At 69.5% G+C, this 1,866-nt stretch carries 4 protein-coding genes; all 4 read right to left on the reverse strand.

Annotated elements, in window-relative coordinates; genetic code table 11:
- A partial coding sequence (locus tag DJ70_RS14090) for a Dph6-related ATP pyrophosphatase (RefSeq protein WP_449272198.1) occupies positions 1-153 on the reverse strand: 153 nt, incomplete at its 3' end.
- 124 nt (positions 154-277) lie between these two features.
- Positions 278-847: a DUF7110 family protein gene (locus DJ70_RS14095; RefSeq protein WP_094534063.1), complete on the reverse strand. Its 570-nt coding sequence runs from the start codon at positions 845-847 to the stop codon at positions 278-280.
- 147 nt (positions 848-994) lie between these two features.
- Positions 995-1,339 carry a glutaredoxin family protein gene (locus DJ70_RS14100; protein ID WP_094534065.1) on the reverse strand — a complete coding sequence of 115 codons (345 nt, stop codon included), beginning with the start codon at positions 1,337-1,339 and terminating at the stop codon, positions 995-997.
- A 127-nt stretch (positions 1,340-1,466) separates the two neighbouring features.
- The coding region (locus DJ70_RS14105) for an orotate phosphoribosyltransferase-like protein (protein ID WP_143421045.1) at positions 1,467-1,866 on the reverse strand (400 nt) is incomplete at its 5' end.

The following is a 1,866-nucleotide window of genomic DNA, read 5'->3' on the forward strand; positions in this document are numbered from 1 at the left end:
CACCGTCCACCCCGCCGGCGTGTGGTACATGTAGGAGTCGCCGGCGGGGTGGACGGTGAGGAGCCGCGAGACGTCCAGTTCCTCCTCGAGCGCGCGGTGGAGCGCCCAGGAGGAGTCCTTTCCGCCCGAAAAGAGGCTCACCCAGTCGGTCATACGCCGACTCGGACGCCCGCGGGTAAATCGGCAGCGGTCCGCGGCAGGGTCGGTCCGTCGCCGGCGGCCGGCGTCGCCACTCCGGCGCCGTCGACCGTCGAGAACCGCCGCCGCGCCGCCCGACTCAGTCCGAGATGAACTCGTTGTCGCGCCAGTTCACGCCGCCGTCGCCGTCGCCGGCACCCTGGGGGCTCTCGACGACCTCGATGCTCGCGGGGCGGGACTCGCCCTCGACGATCCGGGTGGCCTCGAGGTCGCCGTCGGCCTCCGTGATGGCCGTGAGCGTCCCCTTCTCGGCGCGGGTGGCGAGCTCCCGGAGCACCAGGAACATGGGGTACTGGAGCGCGGTGTTCTGGAGCACCGTCTCGCGGTCGCCCTTGAAACACGCGAACTCGACAAGCTCGGAGGGGATCTCCTCCTCCTCGTCGTCCATCCACTGGGGACCGCCCGCTCGCGGCGGCTCCTCCTCGTAGACGCGCGTCTCCGTCACCGACGCCTTCAGCTGGGCCGTCGGCGTGTACTTGCTGATCGACTCGTCGTCGGACAGGGCCTTGATGATGAGGGTGTTGTTTCGACGCGTGATGTCGATGTCGTCGATCTCCGCGGGGAGGTCGGGATCTTCATCGAAGTACGCCTCTACGTCTTCGAGTGGCAGTTCGAGCGTCGAATGAAGTCGGAACACGCGGCCTGTCATTGTTTACTGGGGTGGGTGTGGGTCGGACCGGTCGTCGCGACGCGGGCGGTAAACGACTGCACCTACCCCACCTAGGTGACGTAGGCTTAAATGGGCTACTCTTCGAGAGCTCCCGGAGTTCGCGGGCGGTTTCGCCGGACCGCGCGGCTACTCGGCACCGAGTTCGGCGGCGAGCTCCCCGCGCTCCTCGAGCTCCGCGAGCACGTCGCTGCCGCCGACGAACTCGCCGTCGACGAACGTCTGCGGGATCGTCTCCCACCCGCTGTGGTCGGCGAGCGCCTCGCGGTAGGCCGGCAGCGCGGGCAACACGTCGACCGTCTCGAACTCCTCGATGTGGGCGCTTATCAGCTCGATCGCCCGCTGTGAGTAGCCGCACTGCGGCATCAGCCGGTTCCCCTTCATGAACAGTACCACGTCGTTGTCGGCTATCGCCTCGTCGACTCGCTCGCGCACCGCGTCCGGGTCCATGTCGCCTTCGGGCTGGAACGTCATGGGGTCGGATAGGCGACGACGGGGCAAAGGGGTTCCGGCCGGCTCGGCCGCCCTCGCCGCCTCGCTCGCGGCGGGCTCCGCGACGCGGTCGCGTTCGGCGGCCGACGCCTCACTCGCGGCCGACGCTTCACTCGCGGCCGACGCTGACGACGTCGACGAGCGAGTAGACGGGGACGCCGTCGATGTCGTCGTAGCCGACCTTGTCGACGAGCACGACGCAGGCGACGGGCTCGCCGCCGTGTTCGCGGATCGCGTCGATCGACTCGCGCATCGTGGTCCCCGAGGTGACGATGTCGTCGACGACGTAGCAGTCGCGGTCGCGGATCGCGGCGAAGTTCCGGGAGAACCCCCCGCCGTGGTCGGCGATGTCGCCCTCCTCCCACTGGTGTTTCGCCGGGGCGTACGTCCCGAGGTCGGTGTCGAGCTCGCGGGCGACCGCGGTCGCGAGCGGCGCGCCCGCCTTCTCGATGCCGACGGTGAGATCGACCGACTCCCCCTCCTTCGCCAGCAGGTCCGCCATCGCCCTC

It is taken from the genome of Halorubrum halodurans (assembly GCF_002252985.1).
Lineage (GTDB): Archaea > Halobacteriota > Halobacteria > Halobacteriales > Haloferacaceae > Halorubrum > Halorubrum halodurans.

Bases quoted from the DNA above. Each gene is read 5' to 3' on its own strand.
- DJ70_RS14095 (WP_094534063.1), bottom strand. From the start codon at position 847: ATGACAGGCCGCGTGTTCCGACTTCATTCGACGCTCGAACTGCCACTC.
- DJ70_RS14100 (WP_094534065.1), bottom strand. From the start codon at position 1,339: ATGACGTTCCAGCCCGAAGGCGACATGGACCCGGACGCGGTGCGCGAG.